Raw genomic sequence first — 21751 nt, forward strand, 5'->3', positions numbered from 1 at the left:
TTCCTATCAGTACCAGGCATCGGCCATGGATTGTTTCTTGCGGTTCATGAAATCGAGCAGGGCCTCGTCGATTGCCGGATCGAGAGCCGGGTCGGTATGGCTGGCAAGCAATGCGCGCCATTTTTTCTCGGCACGCTCATCGGCGGGCCGCGATCCAGCATCGCGCCATTGCTCGAAGGAATCGTTGTCGGCGAGGTCGGCGTCATAGAAGGCGGTCGTGTAGTTCGCCATCGTGTGCGCGCAGCCCAGAAAATGCTTGCCGGGCTCAACCTCGCGGAAGGCATCCATCGCCAGCGTGTTGTCATCGAAGGTGAGGCCGGCCATCAGCTTGTGCATCATGCCCAGATGATCGCAATCTAGCACGAATTTTTCGTAGCCCATGACGAGGCCGCCTTCCAGCCAGCCGGCCGCATGGAGGATGAAATTGGCGCCGCCGAGCAAGGCTGGCCAAAGTGAATCGGCGCTTTCCTGGGCGGCCTGTGAATCCGCGACCTTCGAGGCCGTGAGCGAGCCGCCGCAACGCAAGGGGACGCCCAGGCGCTGCGCCAACTGACCGATGGCGAGATAGGCCATGGCCGGCTCCGGCATGCCGAAGGTGGGTGCCCCGGAACGCAGCGACATGGAACTGAGGAAATTGCCGTAGATGACCGGCGCGCCCGGCCTCTCCAACTGCGTAAGAGCCACACCGACCATGGCTTCGGCATGGGCCTGGGCGATGGCACCTGCCGTCGTCACAGGGCCCATGGCACCGCCAAGGATGAAGGGCACGACGACAGCGGCCTGGTTGGCGCGCGCATAGGCGCGCAAGGCCATCGACATGACGCCGTCGAAAATGAGCGGCGAGTTCGTGTTGATGTTGCCGAGGATGACGCAGTTCTTGTCGACGAAATCCGCCCCGAACAGGATACGGCACATCTCGATCGAATCCTCGGCGCGCTCTGGCGCCGTCACCGACCCCATGAAGGGCTTGGCCGAATGCTTGATATGGGCATAGACCATGTCGAGATGGCGCTTGTTCACCGGCACGTCGACCGGTTCACAGATCGTGCCGCCGGAATGATGCAGCCAGGGCGACATCCAGGTCATCTTGACGAAGTTCTTGAAATCCTCGAGCGAGCCATAGCGCCGGCCCTTCTCGCGGTCATAGACGAAGGGCGAGCCGTAGGCCGGCGCGAACACGATCGCATCGCCGCCGATCTCGACCCCGTGCTGTCCGTCCCGGCCATGCTGGACGAAGGTCTGCGGCGTCGTCTTCTTGATGATCTCGGTGACATGGCCGGGCTCGAAGCGCACGCGCACGCCTTCAACCTTGGCGCCGGCCTTCCGCCACAGGCTCAGCGCCTCGTCGTCGCCGCGGAATTCGACGCCGATCTCGGCCAGGATCTGTTCCGCCTGGGCATGAAGCCGGTCGAGCCCGTCGGGCTGCAGAAAGGCGTAGGTCGGAATCTGGCGCCGTAAAAAAGTGGGTGCCGCGATGGCCGGCCGCGTGCGGCTGCGATTGCGCTGGCGGGCGGCGGGGGCTGGGCTGGCGTCGGGCTCGCTCATATCGGGGCCTGTCGGGTCGGAGGAAACCTAGCGGATTATGCTAGCTGCTGCTGGCCTGATGTAATCCTGGAAAAAAATGTGGAACTTGATAAGAATACCTTATGAAGTTGCTCCGCACCCAATTGCCCCCCTTGAATGCCTTGGTGATTTTCGAGGCGGCCGGGCGTCTGGCCAGTTTCACCAGGGCCGCCGAGGAGCTCAACATGACCCAGGCGGCGGTGAGCTACGGCGTAAAGCAGCTCGAGGCGGCCTTGGCCGTCGATCTTTTCCGGCGCGAGCATCAGCGGGTGCGCCTCACCGAAGACGGGCGGCGCTATCACCAGGACGTCACCCTGGCGCTCGAGCATATCCGCCGCTCGACCGAGACGCTGCGGCGCAGCCAGAGCGGAACGCATGTGACGCTGTCCTGCTCGACGGCCTTTGCCTCCTGGTGGATGCTGCCGCGCCTCGCGCAGTTCCGCCTCGATAATCCAGGTATCGATCTCCGGCTGCAGACGACGGACAAGGACATCGACCTCGATGCGGAAGGTGTTTCGCTCGGGATCAGGCGCGGTGACGGGCGCTTTCTGGGGCTCGATGCAGTGAAGATGGTCGACGAGGCCATCATTCCGGTCTGCAGCCCTGCCTATATAGAACGTGCGGGGCCGATCGCCTCCGTGGCGGATCTCAAGCGACAACGCCTCATTCACCTCGACGAGCCGTTCCGGCCGCGGCCCAACTGGGCGGATTACTTCCGTGCGGCGGGCGTTCCCGCCGACCGCGACCAGGCGGGGCTCCATCTCAACGACTATGCGCTGGTGGTGGGTGCGGCGCTGGAAGGGCAGGGGATTGCGCTGGGCTGGCGGCACCAGACGGATCATCTGGTCGCGCGAGGTCTCCTCACGCATCCGATCGATCAGCCCTGGATAACCGGCCTTGCCTTCCACATCGTCTGGCCGCACGGAATCATTCTGGCGCCGGAAGCGGAAATCGTGCGGGACTGGCTGGCCGGCAATCCGCCCATTCCAGCCCCGTCCTGGCCGGTATCGCGCGATACGCGGTAGGAAGCTTCGGCTAAATCGCTGTTACGGGGTCCGGCATTTCGAAGACGCGCACCTGGTTGCGCCCGCCTTTTTTGGCGGCATAGAGCGCATCGCCGGCCAGCTTGAACAGGGCCGAACGGTCGCTGCTGGGGCCGGGCCGGCAAATGGCAACGCCGATCGAGACCGTCACGATGGAGGCCGTGGCTGAATGCGCATGCGGCAAAGAGAGGGCGCGGGTTGCACTCAACAGGCGCTCGCCGACAATGGCGGCACCGCTCGCATCGGTGTCCGGCATCAGGCCGACGAACTCTTCTCCGCTGTAGCGCGCAAGGATATCGCCCGGTCGCAGCATTGCCTTGGCCATCGCCTGAGCGAGGATGCGCAGGCAATCATCGCCGGCGAGATAGCCATAGGCGTCGTTGTAGGCTTTGAAATTGTCGATATCGGTGAGGAAGACGCCCACACTGGTCTTCAGGCGGATGGCGCGGCGCCATTCGCGATCGAAATCCTCCTCAAAGGCGCGGCGATTAGCGATGCCGGTCAGGCCGTCGATGGCCGAGAGACGGCGCAGGAAATCGCGCTGCCGCTTTAATTCCAACTGGTTGCGTACGCGCGCCAGCACGATCGGCGGGCTGACCGGCTTGGCAATGTAGTCGACGGCCCCCAGGGCCAGACCCTTTGCCTCCTGCCGTTCCTGGTCCATGGCAGTGACGAACATGACCGGAATCTCGCGGGTGAAGGGATTAGCCTTCAAACGATCGCAGATCTCGTAGCCGTCCATGCCAGGCATCATGATGTCGAGGATGATGAGATCCGGCTCCTCGCTGGCTGCAAGCGTCAACGCATCCGCGCCATTGTTGGCGGTAATGACCTGATAGATGTCGCGCAGCACGACATTCATGATGGCGAGGTTGGTCGGAGAATCATCGACCACAAGGATCAGATCTTTGTCGCGCGCCATTTGGCCTTCATTCCCTGACTCGCCTTTACCGCCCGGCTCGGCTTCATGCATCGACATCTCACCACCAGAATGACCAAAACAGACACCGCGGGTCTGTTGTACCCGTAAAAATTGGCCGTTCCTAGGTTAAAATCCCGACCTCAATGCCAGCGTTTGACCGCGAACATGCGGAATTCCCGGCTGGCCTCGTCCGACATCGGCAAGGGTTGCAGCCATGCCGGCACGTTCCCCCGCAGCAGGCGATGATACAACGAATCCACTGAAGATTCACCGATCGCCTTCGGAACCTCAATGATGCACATCAGCAGATAGTCCACCTGTCGCCGCGCGATGATCTCTTTTGCGGCGTTGTCGTCGGTCGTCATGGCCAGCGCGTTCATGTCAGCGATGTCGTTGATGCCACGATGATAGGGACCGCCGACAAACCGATAGCCCGTACGATAGGCAAGCTCCGGTGGATAGTTGATCGATTCCGTGACGATGATCGGCGTCTTTCGTTCTGCGCCGATGGGTTCGGGCGTCATGATACCGGGATGCGCCGCGTTGAGCCAGTCGGCAACGGATTTCGGATTGCAGGCGGCCGCGGCCAGCGATTTCGGCGCTTCGCTGTCTGACATGAGCGGCCAGATCTGACCGCCGATGACGACGACGAAACAGGCGAAGAGGCGTGTCACCGTGCGGGTGACCGGCATGCCGCGTTCCGAAAGGTTGCACAGCAGACCGAACAATCCGCAGCCCAATACTGCGCCATAGGCACAGAGGAAGACGGCGAGGCGCTGATGTTGGAGGGCTCCCAATAAGGCCGTCAGGTAGGAAAGGGAGAGCAGGACCGCGACAGGAAAGAGCTTCTGCCGGCGCCAAGCCCACAGACAGTAGGGAACCACAGGCAAAGCCGCCAGGGAATTGCCGATCATGCCGAAGAACTGGTCCGAACTGGCCTTGTCGACCGGCCAGATCGGCGACATTTCCTTGATGTCGTTCAGGAATACGGCCGCTTCCTGATTGGTGATGTTGCCGAGCGGGCCGAGATAGAAACCGGGGAAGGCAAAGGCAAGTGCTGCCGCGGAAGCCGATGCGACAAAGGCGGCCGCTAAGAAGCGCGGCATCGGCGGCCAGGGCATCTTCTCGGCCAGCCAGAAATCGAGGGCCGCCGCTGCTGCCAAAGCGAGGTGCAGAAGCGAAACCTTGTCGTATTCGGCATGGAGCCATTGCGCCGGCGGTTGCTCCAGCGTGATGGCAAGGAGCAGGATCACGGCGAGGCCCGTGCTGAAGCGGCGACCCTGACGCGCCCAGGCTTGGGGTGCTTCCTTTGCGTGGAGCCATAGCAGGCCGAACGCGATGAGGGCAGGGGCCACGCCGATCAGCGCTTCGGGGCTGATCCATACGCCGATACCGGCCCAAGCGCCCGCTTTGAAGGCACTGCGGGCATTTGCAGATTCCAGAGCCGCGCGGATGGCCTGGCCAACCGACAGGATGGTGAGGAGCAGACCGAGGCTGTGATGATCCGGCCGTGCCGGCAGGCAATAGGTAATGGCAGCGCCGTTGAGCAGGACCATCAACGCTGCCACGCGCCAGGCGCCATGCTGCGGCCATAGGGGTCGCGCCGCCATGGCCGCGGCGATGGCGGCGGCGAAGTGCAGTGCGGGCGATATGATGACGCCCGACCAGTAAATCGCCCGGTCCATGCCCATGCCAAACAAATGCAGAAGCATTGCCGGCAGCAGAATGAGAATATCGAGTGGGCGCGTCCAATGTAATGAAAGCTTGCCGGGCGCGCCCAGGCTCGAGGTCAGATGCTGGTACCAGTCGCCGCTCTGCCAAAGCTCCTGCACGCGGATGAGGCGCATATAGGCGTCGGTGTCTTGCAGGCCACCAGTGGCGACAACACCCATCTGCTGCGCCAGAGAAAAATGGAGTGCGGCGGTCGCCAGTGCGAGGACGGCGACGTCTGTATAGTGGCGCCAGCTTCTGGTGCTGTTGATCATGGCAAATTGAAATCAGGAGAGAGGTGCCACATTCCGACGGTTAATCCTTAACAAAGTATTGCTGACATGTGGAGCCGGGATTGAATGCGGCGAAAACGCGGATAACACGCCTACTCTTCACACGATGATGTGAAGGCCTTGTGTTCGAATGACTTGCGAAGTGTTGAGTCGCGTTGGAAGATGGTCACCAGTGTCCGCGGGTCTGCAAACTGTCGTGAGGCACCAAGAAAAGAGTTTCCTATGGCGACGCTCAAGTCGCGATCTAGGTTGCAACGTACTCAAAGTGTTGGAGATGAACTCATGATTAAATTGCGCAAGCTACTCAAGTCGGAATCCGGCGCCACCGCCATCGAATACGGTCTCATTGCGGCTTTCGTCGCTCTGGCGATCTTCGTTGGTGCGCAGATGGCCGGTAACGGCCTCAACAAGATGTTCACGGTTATCGGCACGAAGATGTCGAGCGCCGCGAGCACTGCCCAGACCCAGAACAGCAACTAAGCCACGCTTCGCTTAGTCTGATCGGTTGTAGCGCGCCGGCCCCTCTGGAGCCGGCGCGCTCTTCATTTAAACTTCCTGCAGCACAATTCATCCTGGTCGGCTCCTCGCCGCCAAAATCGCCGTGGGTTCACTTGCTCGATCTCAGCATCATCACCTGCGAAATCATTCTTCTCGGCCTTTTGATTGCCGGGGCGGTGCTGGATGTCGTCCAGTTTCGCCTGCCAAACTGGCTCACCATATCGACGGCAATCGTCGCACTTCCCTGGATGCTGCTTTCGCTGCCGCTCTGGCCCGGTGGCGCGTTGCACCTCCTGGCGGGGGGCGCTACGGCGCTCGGCTGTACCTTGGCCTTTCGCTTCAATCTCCTGGGTGGCGGCGACGTCAAATGGCTGGGCGCCTTGGCCTTGTGGGTCGGGTTTGGCCTCGATCTTGTGCGCTTCCTGATGCTGACGACTTTTTTCGGCGGATTTCTCGGTTTGTTCGTGCTGCTGGTTGCCCGCATCTGGCCTGCCTACGGCATGCGGGATGGCAAGCGCCACCTCCCCTATGGGGTCGCTATCGCGTTGGCGGGACTCGATTTCTGGTTTCGCCGCGGACATCTGGGTCAGCAACTGATTGCCCTTGCTGGTCTTTGACAGCGTCGTTAACCATTTTGGCAGCACCCCTTATCCGGCGATGTAGCAGCCTCCTGTTAAATCTTCAGAAAGCGCTGCAACATTTTGACTCAAAGAGCTGAATCCCGACTCACCGGGGAAAATTTTCGGGCAAAACGACTGGCTTCTTAACCAAAAATTGGTAATAATGGTTTACGGGGATCATGCGTGGCGAAATGAATCGCTCGCATGAAGAGTTCTGGCGCCGCAACGCGTTTGCGGGTCGGGAAAGAGGGGCCAAATGCGGCCGATAGTGATCGTTCTAATCGTGGTGGCGCTTGGAGCGGCTGTTCTGACGGCCTTTCTGGCGACCCGATTTTTGGCCTCGGTCCAGCAGCAACCCGTGCAGGTGGCCCAGGAGGCCGCGATTGCCGGAGTGGAAGAGGTGCTGGTCGCAGCCCGCGACGTCGCGCCGGGCGAAGTCCTGGTCGACACCGACTTCCGTTGGGAAAAATGGCCCAAGGGTGCGATCGATCCTCGCTTCATCCTCAAGAGCGGTGCCGGAGAGGACCCTTTGGCGGACTATCGCGGCATGATGGCCCGTCGCGCGATCATGATCGGAGAGCCCATCGCTGCCGGCGCTATCATCAAGCAAGGCGATGCCGGCGTCACGTCCGCCGTCCTGTCGCCGGGCATGCGCTCGGTTACCATCGACGTATCCCCGCGTTCTGGAGCGGCCGGACTGATTCTACCCAACGATCATGTTGATGTTTTCATGGTCAGCAACGTGCGCGACGCTGCAGGGGTTCCTGAAGATGTGGGGCGCGACCTGCTGAGCCAAGTCGCTGTCGAAGCGATCATGCGTGATATCAAGGTCATTGCGGTCAACCAGAGCCTGGCGCGCCCCGAGGGCGGCGGCCCCGGCATTAACGCCCAGACCGTGACGATGGAAGTGACGTCGGAGCAGGCTCAGAAAATTCTGGTGGCGTCGCAAATGGGTCAATTGGTTCTGGCTCTGCGCAGCTGGGCCAGGAACGACGAGGCCGCCGCGGCCGATGCCAAGGCGCCGATCTTCGTAACCGACCGCAGCACCAGCAAGGTTCTCGACGACCTGATGCGCGGTGGTCTCGAAGGCGACATGTTCGAAATGCCGGTGGCCGAGGAACCGTCGACGCCGGCGGTGAAGGCGATAGCGCAAACAATCAGAATCAATCGCGGCGGTGCCGTAACTGTGGAGAGCCTTGGCCAGTGACGGCAAGGCAGTGATGATCGGGCGAAAATGAAACAGGGATGTTCGTTACGGTCCATGGCCGCGAGGCTTCCGCTCGCCGGGGTGGCTCTTTGCATTCTGCTGGGCTGTGCCGGAGTGGCGACTGCCCAAGATCAAACCCTGCCCGCGGCGCCGCAGCTTACCGGCGCGCAAAACTCGGCGCCGGCCGTCGCACCTGCTGACAAACGCATTGAGCTCTCTGTCAACAACACGCGCGAGATGACGCTGTCGCAGCCTGTGCGCGATATCATCGTCGGCAATCCGGATATCGCCGATGTCATCATCCGGTCCCCGACGCGGCTGTTCATTGCCGGCAAGTCTGTCGGCTCGACCAATCTGTTCCTGCTCGATGCGGCCGGCAAGATGATCGACAATTTCCAGATTTCGATCCACCCGGATGCCGAGGCAGCGCAATCGGCCATTCTGGCCGCGATGCCGACGGAAAGAATAACGGTATCGGGGGCTGGTGACTCGCTCGTGCTGAACGGTACAGCCAGTTCAGACCTGAATTCGCGCCAGGCAACTAGCATAGCTCGTCGCTTTGTGGTGAGCGACCAGCAGGTCATCAACATGATGCGCCTGGGGGCCGAGCAGCAGGTCCTCATCAAGGTGTCCGTGGCCGAAGTGCAGAAGTCGGCACTGAAGGAACTGGGCCTTGAAAACCTGATCAGCCCGACCACCGTTGGCGATCTTGTGGTTTCCGGCGTGACGGGTGGTGCCTCGGCAATCATCGGCGGCGGGTTGACGCCATTGGTCACGGCAAGTGCGCTCACCGCGGCCCCCGCTGGCGCCCTTTTCATCGATGGGCCCGGCGCGATCGACTCAACAGTGCGAATTCTCGAGCAGCACGGCCTTGCCAACAAGTTGGCGGAACCGAATCTGGTCGCCGTTTCGGGCGAGTACGCAACAATGCTGGCCGGTGGTGAAGTCCCCATTCCGACAGCGACCGATGATGGTGTCATCACCGTCACCTTCAAACCGTTCGGTGTTTCCCTTACCTTCCTGCCGATCGTGCTGGACCGCGGCCGCATCAGCTTGAAGATTGCGACCGAAGTCAGTGCCGCCAACTTTACCGATTCCGTCGCTATTGGCGATATCGTCCTGCCCAGCTTCATTACCCGTCGCGCGACTTCGACCGTGGAACTGCCGAGTGGCGGCAGCATCATGATGGCGGGTCTGCTCAACAATGAAATCACCGACGCGCTGCGCGGTGTCCCTGGCCTGATGAACATCCCGATCCTCGGCACGCTCTTCCGCTCGACGTCATTCCAGCAGCGCGAGTCTGAACTGGTCATTGTGGCGCGGGCATTTCTCGTGCAGCCGACGGATCCCAACGTGCTGTCATTGCCTACCGATGGATTCGCGCCGGCGGGCGATCTCGATATGTATCTGCTCGGCCGTCTCCAGAACATCTATACCAATCGTCATGGTGCCGCCAAGGAACAGGTTCCGCAGTTGCAAGGCCCCATCGGCTACATAATCCGTTAGGAAAGGGCTGTCCTATGACATGCCGTCTCGTCGCTGCTATTCTAAGTCTGGGCTTTGCAGGTGCAGCGCTCGCTGCTTGCGAAGCGAACATGCCGGACTATGAGTATGGCCTACAGCATCCCGTCAAAGTCGAGACGCGGACGGCGCTCCTGATCCTCGAGCCCGGACCAGGTGGGCAGGTAAACGCTGCCGACATGCCGGCGATCGGGGAGTTCTCTCGGGATTTTGTCAACAAGGCGGCAGGCGGCATTACGATCAAGGTGGGAGCAGCATCGCCGGCGGACCCGTTGGCGCAGGCCTTCGCGAACGACGTGACGCAGATTCTCACCTCACGCGGCATCCCGACCGAAGCGATCCAGCTTTCCTATGCGACCGATCCGGAAACGGCCAAGTATGGCCGCGCCGTCATGGAGTTCCCGATCTATGTCGCCCTGGCGGACGAATGCGGCACCTGGAAGGATCGCGTCGAATTCACTCCGGTCAACGAGAACACCTACAATTACGGTTGTTCCGTGCAGCGCAACATTGCGGCCATGATCGTCAATCCGCGAGACTTGGTTGATGCCGCGGAACCGAGCGGTCGCCTTGCGGCCCGTGCCGACAATGTGGTTGGCAAATACATCATCGGCGCGAGAATCGGTGCTGGGCCAGGTGAAAATCCGGCGGTTGTGCCACTAACCACCGGAGCTCAGTAAGTGATTCATCGCTTTAGCATCGAGGCGTTTCCGCAATCGAAAGATACTGAGGCGGCATTGGCGGCGCTCACCGGCGAACGCGAATTCGCTAAGACCAAGATGACCGTCCATTTCGGCGGCATGCCGCGGGCGGCGAAGCACTATGTCGACAATCCGAGCCCGCAATTCATCATCGTCGAGGAGAACGGCACCTCGGACGATATCCGCAAAGGTCTCGAAGCCCTGGCGGAAGTTGTCGAGCCGGGCCGCAAGGTCATCGTCATCGGGACCGTGAACGATGTGCAGGCCTATCGCCAATTGATCAATCAGGGCGTCAGCGAATATCTGGTTGGGCCGGTCACCACGGCAGACATTGCGGCAGCCATATCCAGCTGCGTCAAGGATGCAGGTGCTGGGCCGAAGGGGCGCGTTATTTCCTTCATCGGCAGCAGGGGCGGGGTGGGGAGTTCGACGCTTGCTGTCAATACGGGCTGGACTTTGGCCAATGCGACGCAGGAAGAAGTCATCGGCATCGACCTCGATTTTAATTTCGGCACCATGGCGCTGGCACTCAATTTGGATCCGAAGCAGGCCGTCCACGAGGCGCTGACCGACGCAGAGCGTATCGATCCTGTCCTGGTCGAGCGTTTCATGACCGAGCATGGTTCGCACTTTTCAGTACTTTCGACCACCGGTTCCCTCAAGGACACGGCCGAGCCCTCGGTCGAGGCCATCGAGCGGCTTATCGATATCTGCCGGACAATGGCGCAATATGTGATCGTTGATCTGCCCCGCCATTGGAGTGTCTGGTTGAGCGGCGTCCTGCTCCTGTCGGACGAGATCGTGGTCACCGCCAACCCCGATCTCGCCAATCTGCGCGACGCCAAGATGCTGTTCGATTGGCTGAAAGGGCACCGCGGCAGCGCCGTCAATCGCCTGATCCTGAACAAGGCCGATGTCGCCAAGAGGAACCAATTGTCGGCCAAGGACTTCCAGGATACGCTGGGTCTCGCGCCGAGCCTGACCGTCGGCTTCGACCCGACGCTGTTCGCGCAACTGGCGAACAACGGCCAGATGGTCGGGGAGGGTGCCAAGTCGCACCGGTTGAACGAGCAATTGCGTCAACTGGCGCAGCAGCTTGGCGGGCGCAAGGGTGGTACCGTGCGCCCAAGCTCGACGCCGAAGCTCTTGAACTGGCTGAAGCGGCCGGCAAAAACCAAGTGACCCCGCGGTATTTCTGGATTTAACCTTCGAGCCGGGAAGCTGGCATGTTCGGCAAGCGCAATACGCCTATCGGAGCATCGAGCGATAAGTCATCGCCACGGACCGATCTTGCCGAAAAGCCGGCGGCACTCCCGGTTGCCACGACGACCGCGGCCGCCGGTGCAGTCAACATGGCGCCCGTCACGCGTTCGGCCGAGATGGACAACCGGCTGAGCGAGGTCAAGGTCAGTGTCTTCAACGACCTGATGGCGACAGTCGATCTGGGTGAATTCGCCAAACTCGACCATAAATCGGTGCGCGAGGCGATCAGCGAGATCGTCGGCGAAATCATCAACATGCGCAATCTGATGTTGTCGGCGATAGAGCAGCAGACGCTCATCACCGACATCTGCAACGATATCCTGGGGCTGGGCCCGCTGGAGCCGTTGCTGGCGCGCGACGATATCGCCGATATCATGGTGAACGGCTACGACAAGGTCTATATCGAGACCAATGGCATCATCCAGCTGACCGACGTCAAATTCCGCGACAACCAGCAGCTGATGAATATCTGCCAACGCATCGTCCAGGCTGTCGGCCGGCGCGTCGACGAATCCAGCCCGATCTGCGACGCGCGCCTGCAGGACGGGTCGCGCGTCAACGTCATTGCACCGCCACTGGCCATCGACGGTCCCGCACTGACCATTCGTAAATTCAAACGCGATCGCCTCACCCTCGACAAGCTGGTCAAGTTTGGCACCATCACACCAGCCGGTGGCCGACTGCTCGAAATCATCGGGCATTGTCGCCTCAACGTTATCATTTCCGGTGGTACCGGCTCCGGCAAGACGACGTTGCTGAACTGTTTGACGAACTATATCGACCGCAACGAACGCGTGATCACCTGTGAGGACGCCGCCGAGTTGCAGCTGCAGCAGCCGCATGTCGTGCGCCTCGAAACGCGACCGCCCAATTTGGAGGGTGTCGGACAGGTCACCATGCGCGATCTCGTACGCAACTGCCTGCGTATGCGCCCCGAGCGCATCATCGTGGGCGAAGTCCGTGGACCCGAGGCATTCGATCTGTTGCAGGCCATGAATACCGGCCATGACGGGTCGATGGGTACCATCCACGCCAACAACCCGCGAGAATGCATCTCCCGTATTGAGAACATGATCGCGATGGGTGGCTATACGCTGCCGGCAAAGACGGTGCGGGAACAGATCGCCGGTGCCGTCAATGTCATCGTGCAGGCGTCGCGCCTGCGCGACGGTTCGCGCAAGATTACCCATGTCAGCGAGGTCGTCGGCATGGAAGGCGACGTGGTGACGTTGCAGGACCTCTTTATCTACGAGATCCAGGGCGAGGACGCGCAAGGGCGCATCGTCGGGCGGCACCGCTCGACCGGGTTGCGCCCCGCCTTCTATGAGCGGGTACGCTATTTCGGCAAGGAGCGCGAATTGGCGGACGTCATGGAGGAAAGCAGTGTCTAGCCAAATTGCTGGCATGATGCCGCAGATCATCCTGCTCGCCTTGACTGCCGGCATCGCAGTAACCCTGATCGTCGTCGCCGTCGTTGCCGTCCTGGGGGCGCCTCGTGCGCGCATGAAGAAGCGCATTGCCGCAGTGGTCGGAACGGGCGCGCATTTGGCTGGTGAGAGCAAGAGCGGCGGCAAGGACGGCCAATTGGCCGGGCGCAAGAAGCAGGTGGCGGCCAAGCTCAAGGAAGCCGAGGAACTGAGCCAGAAGCGCCGGGGTGCGCGTATGCGCGAGGTGCTCGTGCATGCCGGTCTCAAGATGTCGCCGCAACGCTTCATGCTGTTGTCGGCGGCGTGCGGATTGACCTTTGCCTTTCTCACCTGGGCGTTTGGCGCACCGCCGATCCTCTGCCTGGTGGCGTTGCCGATCGGCCTTTTCGGTGTGCCAAAGCTGGTGCTGAATTTTCTCATCAAGCGCCGCAAACACAAGTTCACGGCTTATTTTGCCGATGCCATCGACATCATCGTGCGCGGTGTGCGGTCCGGCCTCACCGTTGGCGAATGTCTCAACATCGTGGCGCGAGAAATGCCTGTGCCAATCGGCCCGGAGTTCACTCTGGTGAACGAAGGCATCAAGCTCGGCATGACCATGGGCGAGGTGCTGCAACGCATGTCGGACCGGGTACCGACGCCGGAAGTCAGGTTTTTCACGATCGTTCTCATCACGCAGCAGACCACCGGCGGCAATCTTGCCGAAACGCTGGCCAAATTGTCGGACGTGCTACGCTCACGTAAGCGCATGCGTGACAAGGTGACGGCGATGTCCAGTGAGGCCAAGGCATCGGCCGCGATCATCGGCTCGCTGCCCTTCATTCTCAGTGGCGCATTGGCGGTGCTGCAGCCGCACATCATCAGCCTGCTTTTCACGACCTCGACCGGCAATCTTTGGATCGGCATTGGCATCGTCATGATGATCATCGGCTCGCTGGTGATGCGTCAGATGATCCATTTCGATATCTGAGGCAGCCATGCAAGAGATCGAATGGGGCGTCAATCTTCCTTCTCTGATTATCCTCATTTCATTCGTCGCCGCTTTTGCTTCGGTAATGGCGGTCGCGCTGCCCTTCATCACGCGTGACAGCTTTGCAGACCGACTGAAGACTGTGGCCGCCAAGCGCGAGGAACTGCGCGCCAAGCAGCAGGAGCAGTTCCAGCAGCGCAAACGCCTGATGCCGGCGCGCCACGAGGGCGCGATGCGGGCCATCATCAATCTGTTCAAGATGGAAAACCTGCTCCAGGCCAAGGATCTGCGGGTCAAGCTCCAGCAGGCGGGCTGGCGGCATCCATCGACACCGGTGCGGTTTATCTTCGCCCGCATCGCCGGACCGATCATCCTGTTGGTCGGCGGCTATATCTACGTGTCGTTCGCGCTGCCCAACAAGTCCACAGAACTGCACATGGCCATCGCCATCGCTGCGGCGGCCTTCGGATACTTCTTTCCCAATCTGTGGCTGCGCAATGCCATACAAAAGCGCCAAGCTGCCTTGCGCCGCGCCTTTCCCGATACGCTCGATCTGATGGTCATCTGTGTCGAGGCCGGCATGTCAATCGAAGCCGCCTTTCAGAAGGTGACTGAGGAAATGGCGGAATCGGCACCCGAACTGGCTGAAGAAATCGGGATCACGGCGGCGGAGCTAGCCTTCCTCGGCGATCGCCGGCAGGCATTTGAAAATCTTGCCGTCCGCACGGGCATGCGCAATTTCAAGTCCCTGTCGACGACGTTGGTTCAGGCGGAGAAGTACGGCACGCCGATCGCCGTCGGCCTGCGGACGATCGCGCAGGAGAACCGTGAAGAGCGCATGATGGCGGCAGAAAAGAAGGCGGCTGCACTGCCGGCGAAACTGACCGTGCCGATGATCATGTTCTTTCTGCCGGTGTTGTTCATCGTCATCATCGTGCCGATCGTCATCAAAGTGACGTCGACCTTCAAATAGCGGCGACAAGCCCAGACCGGACGCTCAGTTGCCGCTTGCCAGGTAACGATAATATTCAGTGTTCTGATCAGCGAGTTCCCGCGGCAGGTCCTTGCGGGCGAGGCGCTCCGCTCCAGCGCTATCGCCGCGCAGCGCCAGCATCAAAGCGAGATTCTGCCATACCTGCGGCGATGCGCTGGCCTGATCGACCGCCTGGCCGAGTGTTTGAATGGCGCCGTCGAGGTCGCCGGACTGTGCCTGTGAAAGGGCGAGGTTGTTGAGAATTTCAGGGTTTCGCGGCGACAGCAGCAGGGCCTGCGTATAGGCCTCCCGTGCGTGCGGATAGTCGCCTTCATAGTCGAAGGCGACGCCCAATGCCGAAAACGTGTCCCAGGTAGCGTCCGGCAGTGCTGCTGCTTCCTGCAATATGGGAATGCCGAGGTTCATCTTGTCGCCCGAGACATAGGACTTCCCCAACTCGGTCAGCAGCCGGCTTGTACGACCGTATTTCGCAATGAGCTGGTTGAGGATATCGATATCTTGCGGCGTACTGCCGGCGAAGCGCAGATTGCGCACCAGAGCGACTGCCAGATCGAGGTTTTCCGGATCGCGGGTCAGCAGGGACTGATAGTGCTGCGCAGCCTCAAGGTAGTTGTTCTGTGCCTCGGCCTGAAGGGCTGCAAGCTTGATCTGCGGGTCCAGTTCCGAGGGTTTGGAGGTGGCCTTTGTGCCATCGGCATTCTCCGCCGTCGCTTTGGCGCCCTCCGGCAACGCACCGCAGGCCGCGAGGCTGCTCAGTATCCCGGCTGTGGCGAGAAGTCTGGCCAAGCGGTGGCCCCGCTCCCCAAGGATAGGCAAGGTTGGCATCATGACCTCTCTCCGTGACCTCTTCGCTCTCAAGCAGTTTCGCACAAATCCAAGCTAAATCCTACTATTACATAGGAAATTTAATTGAGCATTAAGACGATTGGCAGTAGGATGCAATCTTGATCAGCGCCTGTCCGGACATTGATTGGGGATTTTCATGCGTGCGATCGCATTGGCCACATTCGCCGCTTTGACGTTGGCATCGCTTGGCGCGCCGGTAACGACCGCGAATGCCAACGACGTCGTCCAGGTGACCTGGCGTAAGGCCCAGATCATGTCCTTCGGCTCCGGTGTCAGCAGCATCGTCATCGGCGATCCCAGCGTGATCGATGTCACCCTGGAAGGGTCTGGGCAGATCGTGGTCTTCGGCAAAGTTCCCGGCGAGACGAACATGCTGATCCTTGGGGCGGACAACTCGGTCCTGTTCGACGCGGCCGTGGTCGTGATGCCGGAAGATAATCGCCAGGTGTCGATCATCAATGCCGGCGCCGGCACCATCAGTGAGCGCAGTTGGACCTGCCTGACCCGGTGCGTCCAAGTGCTTGGGCCGGGTGGCACCAGCTATTCCTCGGTGACTCCGGTTGGGGGCGGCAGCAGTGGCGCGCCGGCTGCTGGAGGCGGCGGGAATGGCGAGGCCGCCGCGGCAGCAGGGCAGACGGCGCAAGGTGTTGCCGATGCCAATCGGGGCACGGCACAGGGTGCGTCCGGCATTGCCGGGCAGTCGGGTACGATTATCGCGCCCTATTGAGGGCCGTGGCCAGATCCAGATTCAGCCTAGGCGGACCGATCAGGTTCAGTTCGGGCAAGTGAGATGCTGCGCGCTGGCGCGCAGCAAAGGTGGAATTGCGTGAAGCGAGAGGAAGCAATGATGCGTCGATCATTTGATCTATCAAGCATCGCATCAAGCAAATCGACATTGCGTCGCTTGGCCGGCGATCAACGCGGCTCGGTCGCGGTTTGGGTCGGCGTTGCACTGACCATCTTCATCGGTTGTGCCGGCATGGCTGTCGATACTGCCCGCGGCTATATGCTCAAATCTCGCCTTTCGCAGGCGCTCGATGCCGCAGCCTTGGCCGGCGCAAAGTCTCTCGGCACCGACAATGTCGAAGCCGATATCACCATGTTCTTCAATTCCAACTTTCCGGCGGCTGAACTCGATGCTGTTCTCGATGGGCCGCACATCGTACAGAATTCGGATACCAATACCGTCAGCGTCACTGCCAATGCGACCATCGATTCGACCTTGATGACGGTGCTTGGCTTCAAGACCATAACGGTGGGCGCCGCTGCAACCGCCGTGCGTGGCCTGAACGGCCTTGATGTCGTGATCTCCATCGATATGTCCAGCTCGATGTGCATGCCCTGTACAAAGATCGAGGCTGCCGAAACGGCCGCCAAGACCTTGATTGAGACGCTTTATGCGGATCCGAATCCCAAATCGGTCGTTCTCAACGGCATCGATTACTCGCTGCTCAACATCGGCATGGTGCCGTGGAGCGCCAAGGTGAATGTTCGCTACAACGCGGCGATCAACACCGCTACCTACAATCCGGCATTGAACCAGAAGCTGATGATCAGCCCGCCCTTCATTCATCCGCGCACGAATCTCCCGCAGGATCATGTCTGGCTGACGAACGTCTCCAGCGTCCGCTTTCTGGATCCGCCGCCGGCCGGATGGACGGGCGGCGTCTACGCTCGATACATCGACGACTATCGCGCCGCCCAGGGTTCTACGCCGGCCGTGCCGAACAATGAAGCCAACGATGGCGACTTGAAGCTTGGTTATGGCAAGTTTGGCGGCAAGGACTGGCTGGCCTTCGAGGCGATCCCGCCGCTTGAGGGAGAACCGGTCGGCGGCAATTGGTCCAGCAGTGAAGGTGCTTTCTGGGACGGCAAGAGCAAAAATTGCTACCAAGCCTATTGGAACGATCCGGCGACAGACCCGACACCGCCAACCTCGGTCGGCCCGGCTCCGTCTTACTGGGTGCAGGCCAACCCCGATCAGGGCAACGCCACCAGCAATGAATGCACCAAGCTGATTACCCACGGAATCTTGCCGCTGCAAGGGGTGCGCGACGTCGCCAGCAAGCAATTGGTTCTCAATGCGATTGACGGGCTTTATGCGTCGGGCTCAAAGCCGGACGGCAACACGAATGCGCCGCAGGGCCTCTATTGGGCTTGGGAAGTCCTGATGTCCGGCGAACCGTTCAATGAGGCGAAGGCGTCGGTGCCATTTACCCGGACTCAGGCGATCGTCTTCCTGACGGACGGCGAGATCACCGGCGAAAATGGTGACGCCTATAAGGGAGTCTTCGGCCCAGGTACCGGCGCAGGCACGACCAGCAAGCATGGGAAGATCAGCGGCACGCAGAACAACAATCTCAACAATCGCCTGAAGCAACTGGCGGCGAACATCAAGGGCGTCGATCCGGCCAAGGGCGTGAAGATCTATGTCGTGCAGTATGACGAGCCGAGCACGTCCCTGAAGGCATTGCTCCAATCTGTCGCGACGGAGCCCAATGCGCCCTATTATTATCAGGCCACTGACGCCGCTGCGCTGCAGACGGCATTCAAGAAAATTGCGGCCAGCCTGTCGGTCCTGCGCCTCGCCAAGTGAAGGCGAGGCACGGGCGGCACGAAAAGCGGAGGTTCAAGCCTCCACTTTTGCTTTACTCGGAATGAACCAGATCGACGCGTCGTGTTTGCCGGGGCATCGCCCTGGCCGATGCCTCAATCGGGCACGTCGGTGAGGTTGGTGAAGCGTGGCCGCGTGAACGAACGGGTATAGAGGGCGCGCTCCTGGTAGATCATCGACCCGAACAAGGGTTCGTAGTTGAAGATGATCTCTGCAGCGATGATGTTTTCGCCTTCGCGCACGACTAGGCCGCCGGGCAGCGTCGGAGCATTTCCCTCGGTGCCGATCTGGCTGTTGCCGGGGAATGGCCCCGGACTGGCTATCTGCCAGACGATCTTCTCGCTATCACCTGTCGGATTGGCGATGGAGGAGATGATGACGCGGCCCTGGGTCGCAAAATCGTAGGGCTCCATCAGGCCATTTGCTGCTTCGAACAGATCGTCGATCTTAGCCTTCTCGTGGCCGAGGGCCGGGTCGATCTGGGCGACAAGATCCGCCATCGAAGCCGACGCCCGTTCCATCTTCTGACCGATCAGCAGGTAGCGGGGCACCTCGAAGGTACCCAGGAACAATGTCGAGAAGAAGAACAGGAACAAAGCCATTTCGACCGCCATCGAGCCGCGGTCGCATTTGCCGCGCTGGCTGACATCATGCGTCTTCCGGGGCGTCGGCATGATCACTCCTGATAAAGGTTCGGTTCGTTGCGCACCACAATCGTCGCGCGCAAGGGGAGCGTGCCGTTGGGCGCCATGAGGGGGCCGACGAACGGCGTCATTACGTGCCAGGGAACCTCGACGCTGTAGGAAACGACCTCGCCGCCCATGCCGGCACCATCCTGGCCGATATCTTCGTCCCACGACCCGTCACCATCGAGATCTGTAAAGGTCTCGAAGCAGCCGGTGCTGGGATCGTCATATTTGCCGTTGTAGCAAGGATTCGGATCGTCCGGGTCGCCGGGGGCGCTGTCGACAAAGGGTTCCGGCTGGCCGACACCGGAAAAGCTCGGATAGGTCTTCACGGTGAAGGTTGCTTCAGACATATCGACCAGATCGATCGTATGATCTTCGAGGATCGCCCGGATCTTTTCGATGCGTGTCGCGTCATTGGGGCTCTGGCCGGTGATGCCATAGCGCGAGGCCTCCTTGAGGCCGCCTTCGAGTGTCGTAAGGGTCGCCATCATCAGGCCGATCTCGATGGCGCCGAAAGTCATCAGCAGCAGGATGGGCATCACCAGCGCAAATTCAACAATGGCGACGCCGCTATCGTCAAATGGACGACGACCGCGCAGGAGCCGGCGAATAGATTCAATTTGTCTCATTTTGCGTGCAGTCGTCCCACTGTCGAGGGAGCCGAGCTCCAGTCGAAATGCCAATGGCGAACAGCCTATCTCAAGCGCATTTCCAACGTCTTAAAGAGGATAGGCGTTCAGCAGAGGAAGTCCAGGGGAGGCGCGAGAAGAATGGGGCTGCCTGCACGATAGTGTAAGAAAAGTGGCGGTACCTTCGCGCTTATTGGCGTGCTTTTTCGACCCAGCCGCCTTCTTCGTCCTGCTGATAGTAAACCAGCTGTTGCTGGGCTGCTTTGTAGTCGCGCCAACTTGCGCGCGCCGCCGCAACGGCTTCCTCGTCCTGACCACTGAAAAGTGCGCAAACGAGGTCAAAGCCCTGCGCTGCAAGATCGGCTGCTGCCGGCGCCGGAGCACCGTCACAGAGCAACAACAGCTTGGCATGATTTGGATTTTCGTAGGCCGCCGTCAGGTAGATCGGCTGATCCGCAGCATTACCGTCACGTGCCGAGCCATGGGGCAGGAAACTCGCCGGATCAAAGGTCCACAGATGCGCATTGAGTGCTTCGACCCGCTCGGCGGAGCCGACCATGACAACGGCGCGGTCCTGCCGGTCGATGATGCGGCGGAGGAGGCGTATCAAGGCCTCCTCCAACCGCGATCGCGTCAAGTGATAGAAGCGGATTTCCGCCATGGGCCGGGCTATTTGTCTTCGTACTCCCGCGCCACCAGCTGCTCGAGCAGTCGGACACCGAAGGCCGTGGCGCCCTTGGGCGTCGTCGGCCTGTCCTTCTCGCTCCAGGTCACGCCGGCGATATCGAGATGTGCCCAGGGCGTGCCCTTATGGATGAAGCGCTGCAGGAACTGCGCAGCCGTGATCGAGCCGCCATAGCGGCCGCCGATATTTTTCATATCGGCTGCCGGGGAATCGATCAGCCGGTCGTAGGCGGGGGCCAGCGGCATCCGCCACAGCAATTCTCCGGTCGACTTGCCGGCGGCGACCAGCTTGTCGGCAAGCTCGTCGTCATTGGCGAAGAGGCCGGCATGTTCCGTCCCGAGCGCCACCATGATCGCACCGGTGAGGGTGGCGAGATCGACAATCGCGCGCGGCTTGAAGTTTTCCTGCGCGTACCAGAGGGCATCGGCGAGGACCAGACGGCCTTCAGCATCCGTGTTGAGCACTTCGATGGTCTGGCCCGACATTGATGTCACGATGTCGCCCGGACGCTGTGCGGTGCCGGAGGGCATGTTCTCGACCAGGCCAATGACGCCGACGGCGTTCACCTTGGCCTTGCGCGCGGCGAGAGCACGCATCACGCCGATGACGACGCCGGAACCGCCCATATCCCACTTCATGTCTTCCATGCCGGCCGCCGGCTTGATCGAGATGCCGCCAGTGTCGAAGGTGACGCCCTTGCCGACGAAGCAGATCGGCTTCGCCTTGGAATCTGCGGCACCGTTCCACTGCATGGTGACGAGCTGGCTTTCCCGTTCCGAACCCTGGCCGACGCCGAGCAGGGCGCCCATGCCGAGTTTCTTCATCTCCTTTTCGCCCAGGACCTCGATCTTGACGCCCAGATCAGCCAGCTGGCTGGCTTCCTTGGCAAGAGTAGCCGGGTAGATGATGTTGGCCGGTTCGGAAACCAGATTGCGCGTGACGAAGACGGAATCGACGATCTTGTCGAGTGGATCGAAGGCTTTTTTGGCGGCATTGGGATCGCCAAGCGTGATGGTGAGCTTCTTCAGGGTCGGTTTGTGCTCCGGCTTCTCCTTGGTACGGTACTTGTCGAAGCGGTAGGAGCGAAGTCGGGCGCCGGCCGCGATCCGGGCGGCCATTTCGGCCTCGCTCAGATTGCCGCCGGGGAGGGCTTCCACGGCAACCGTCGCTTCGCGTTCGCCGGCCCCATTGAGGGCGGCCACCAGCCGACCGCCGATGGCTTCGAGCGCGGCGGCGTCAAGCTTGGCCGGGTTGCCGAGACCCGTCAAAATGAGGCGGGTCGCGTCCAGCCCCTGCGGGGCGAGCAGGATCAGCTGTTCATCATGGCCGCCCTTGAATCGGCTGGCATTGAGGGCGCGCGAGACGGCGCCCTTGGTGGCCTTTTCCGCTTGTGCCGCCGCATGGGTCAGCTTGCGACCTTCCATGACGCCGACGGCAAAGGCACCCTGACTGGGCACTTCCGGCTTGGCAAAGGTGACCTTCATCTTGATTTCTCCTGCTTTTTCGCAATTTTGTTCCAGGTCGCCGCTGGCGCATGAGGCTCGCGGTTGGTTCCG

General features: G+C 60.9%; 20 protein-coding genes. 12 read left to right on the top strand and 8 right to left on the bottom strand.

The genetic code is table 11. The annotated features are described in order from the left end of the window. Positions 1–6 precede the first annotated feature (6 nt). Entirely contained in the window at positions 7–1545 is a 1539-nt protein-coding gene (locus ACE3OA_RS03565) for a trimethylamine methyltransferase family protein (RefSeq protein WP_374307951.1), read from the bottom strand. Positions 1546–1646: 101 nt separating this feature from the next. Between ACE3OA_RS03565 and ACE3OA_RS03570 the strand changes: the two genes are divergently transcribed. Next, positions 1647–2588 carry a LysR substrate-binding domain-containing protein gene (locus ACE3OA_RS03570; RefSeq protein WP_374307953.1) on the top strand — a complete coding sequence of 314 codons (942 nt, stop codon included), beginning with the start codon at positions 1647–1649 and terminating at the stop codon, positions 2586–2588. 10 nt (positions 2589–2598) lie between these two features. Here ACE3OA_RS03570 and ACE3OA_RS03575 read toward each other — a convergent pair whose 3' ends face one another. Together ACE3OA_RS03575 and ACE3OA_RS03580 are read right to left on the bottom strand one after the other, a co-directional pair. Further along, positions 2599–3528 carry a diguanylate cyclase domain-containing protein gene (locus ACE3OA_RS03575; protein WP_374307955.1) on the bottom strand — a complete coding sequence of 310 codons (930 nt, stop codon included), beginning with the start codon at positions 3526–3528 and terminating at the stop codon, positions 2599–2601. A 140-nt stretch (positions 3529–3668) separates the two neighbouring features. Next, positions 3669–5513 (bottom strand): hypothetical protein, encoded by a 1845-nt coding sequence (locus tag ACE3OA_RS03580; RefSeq protein WP_374307957.1) that lies wholly within the window; start codon positions 5511–5513, stop codon positions 3669–3671. Between the two features lie 300 nt (positions 5514–5813). Between ACE3OA_RS03580 and ACE3OA_RS03585 the strand changes: the two genes are divergently transcribed. From ACE3OA_RS03585 to ACE3OA_RS03625, 9 genes are all read left to right on the top strand, one after another. After that, positions 5814–6011 carry a Flp family type IVb pilin gene (locus ACE3OA_RS03585; protein WP_374307959.1) on the top strand — a complete coding sequence of 66 codons (198 nt, stop codon included), beginning with the start codon at positions 5814–5816 and terminating at the stop codon, positions 6009–6011. Between the two features lie 131 nt (positions 6012–6142). After that, positions 6143–6646 carry a prepilin peptidase gene (locus ACE3OA_RS03590; protein WP_374307961.1) on the top strand — a complete coding sequence of 168 codons (504 nt, stop codon included), beginning with the start codon at positions 6143–6145 and terminating at the stop codon, positions 6644–6646. Positions 6647–6905: 259 nt separating this feature from the next. Further along, positions 6906–7856 (top strand): Flp pilus assembly protein CpaB, encoded by a 951-nt coding sequence (gene cpaB, locus ACE3OA_RS03595; protein ID WP_374307963.1) that lies wholly within the window; start codon positions 6906–6908, stop codon positions 7854–7856. Between the two features lie 114 nt (positions 7857–7970). After that, on the top strand, positions 7971–9362 hold the full coding sequence (locus ACE3OA_RS03600; protein WP_374307966.1) for a type II and III secretion system protein family protein: 1392 nt from the start codon (positions 7971–7973) through the stop codon (positions 9360–9362). Between the two features lie 14 nt (positions 9363–9376). Further along, positions 9377–10057 carry a CpaD family pilus assembly lipoprotein gene (locus ACE3OA_RS03605; protein WP_374307968.1) on the top strand — a complete coding sequence of 227 codons (681 nt, stop codon included), beginning with the start codon at positions 9377–9379 and terminating at the stop codon, positions 10055–10057. Then, positions 10058–11260: an AAA family ATPase gene (locus ACE3OA_RS03610; protein ID WP_374307970.1), complete on the top strand. Its 1203-nt coding sequence runs from the start codon at positions 10058–10060 to the stop codon at positions 11258–11260. Positions 11261–11304: 44 nt separating this feature from the next. Then, positions 11305–12732, top strand: a complete 1428-nt coding sequence (locus ACE3OA_RS03615; RefSeq protein WP_374307972.1) for a CpaF family protein — start codon at positions 11305–11307, stop codon at positions 12730–12732. Further along, positions 12725–13738, top strand: coding sequence for a type II secretion system F family protein (locus tag ACE3OA_RS03620; RefSeq protein WP_374307976.1), 1014 nt, complete (start codon positions 12725–12727; stop codon positions 13736–13738). The genes ACE3OA_RS03615 and ACE3OA_RS03620 overlap by 8 nt, the downstream gene beginning before the upstream one ends. Positions 13739–13745: 7 nt before the next feature. Continuing rightward, positions 13746–14711, top strand: coding sequence for a type II secretion system F family protein (locus tag ACE3OA_RS03625; protein ID WP_374307978.1), 966 nt, complete (start codon positions 13746–13748; stop codon positions 14709–14711). A gap of 24 nt (positions 14712–14735) precedes the next feature. Here ACE3OA_RS03625 and ACE3OA_RS03630 read toward each other — a convergent pair whose 3' ends face one another. After that, positions 14736–15518, bottom strand: a complete 783-nt coding sequence (locus tag ACE3OA_RS03630; RefSeq protein ID WP_374307980.1) for a tetratricopeptide repeat protein — start codon at positions 15516–15518, stop codon at positions 14736–14738. A gap of 196 nt (positions 15519–15714) precedes the next feature. Here ACE3OA_RS03630 and ACE3OA_RS03635 point away from each other — a divergent pair, with 196 nt between their 5' ends. Then, positions 15715–16305, top strand: coding sequence for a pilus assembly protein N-terminal domain-containing protein (locus ACE3OA_RS03635; protein WP_374307982.1), 591 nt, complete (start codon positions 15715–15717; stop codon positions 16303–16305). Positions 16306–16473: 168 nt separating this feature from the next. Beyond that, entirely contained in the window at positions 16474–18174 is a 1701-nt protein-coding gene (locus tag ACE3OA_RS03640; RefSeq protein WP_374307984.1) for a pilus assembly protein TadG-related protein, read from the top strand. A 113-nt stretch (positions 18175–18287) separates the two neighbouring features. Here the strand turns inward: ACE3OA_RS03640 and ACE3OA_RS03645 are convergent, their stop codons facing one another. From ACE3OA_RS03645 to ACE3OA_RS03660, 4 genes are all read right to left on the bottom strand, one after another. Further along, on the bottom strand, positions 18288–18866 hold the full coding sequence (locus tag ACE3OA_RS03645) for a hypothetical protein (protein ID WP_374307986.1): 579 nt from the start codon (positions 18864–18866) through the stop codon (positions 18288–18290). Positions 18867–18868: 2 nt separating this feature from the next. Then, positions 18869–19510: a TadE/TadG family type IV pilus assembly protein gene (locus tag ACE3OA_RS03650; protein ID WP_374307989.1), complete on the bottom strand. Its 642-nt coding sequence runs from the start codon at positions 19508–19510 to the stop codon at positions 18869–18871. Positions 19511–19700: 190 nt separating this feature from the next. Continuing rightward, the gene (locus ACE3OA_RS03655) at positions 19701–20171 is read right to left on the bottom strand and encodes a DNA polymerase III subunit chi (protein ID WP_374307991.1); all 471 of its coding nucleotides are present in this window, start codon (positions 20169–20171) and stop codon (positions 19701–19703) included. Positions 20172–20179: 8 nt separating this feature from the next. Next, the gene (locus tag ACE3OA_RS03660; RefSeq protein WP_374307993.1) at positions 20180–21679 is read right to left on the bottom strand and encodes a leucyl aminopeptidase; all 1500 of its coding nucleotides are present in this window, start codon (positions 21677–21679) and stop codon (positions 20180–20182) included. Between the last annotated feature and the right edge of the window lie 72 nt (positions 21680–21751).

Source organism: Dongia sp., assembly GCF_041906375.1.
Classification (GTDB): Bacteria; Pseudomonadota; Alphaproteobacteria; order Dongiales; family Dongiaceae; genus Dongia.